Source organism: Catenibacterium sp. GCM10023432 (assembly GCF_042651925.1).
Classification (GTDB): domain Bacteria; phylum Bacillota_I; class Bacilli_A; order Erysipelotrichales; family Coprobacillaceae; genus Catenibacterium; species Catenibacterium mitsuoka.
In genome coordinates, this window is the sequence record NZ_JBHSEB010000104.1 from 1 (window position 1) to 553 (window position 553).

Sequence of the window (553 nt, forward strand, 5' to 3'; positions counted from 1 at the left end):
CAAGAAAGTCCATGTCAGCTATAACCTCAACAATCAAGCTATAAGAAGCAATGGAATAGGGAATCATATCTTCAATAAGAACTGCATGAGTAGATCCGCATTCAGGACATCTTAATCTTTGTATTGTGACTTTATGACTGCGTTTAAAGAAATCAACATAGCGACTATAAGATGCATGTGCACGGAGACCTTTGGAATTACATTTAGGGCATGACAGTTCATTGAAGTTCAGGGATTGAATAATCTTTTTATATTGATTTTCAGTAATATGCTTGATTTTAGATGAAAGTTTTATTATTATCATAGTGTTCTTATTGGACAGGATAAGCATCTCGGTCGCCAAACTTTCGATGCTTATCCTTTTTTTCTTTCTATAGATTTATTGACCTTAAGAACATGATAAATGATTTATGAAATAAACAAAATAGATGGCAGAAAACTGCCCCTAAAAAGTTTACAGCCCAAAAGCAAAGCCAGGAGTTCTAAACTGGTTCAAAAGTCAAGGACAGAATGTTGACAGTCCCTGCTAAATGAGCATCACCGCAAGGTGATG

General features: G+C 35.3%; 1 protein-coding gene. It reads right to left on the reverse strand.

Annotation, left to right across the window (positions count from 1 at the left end; genetic code table 11):
• Positions 1 to 304 (reverse strand): DUF6431 domain-containing protein (locus tag ACFOZZ_RS12640; RefSeq protein WP_376815372.1); only part of this gene is annotated, 304 nt, incomplete at its 3' end.
• Positions 305 to 553 lie beyond the last annotated feature (249 nt).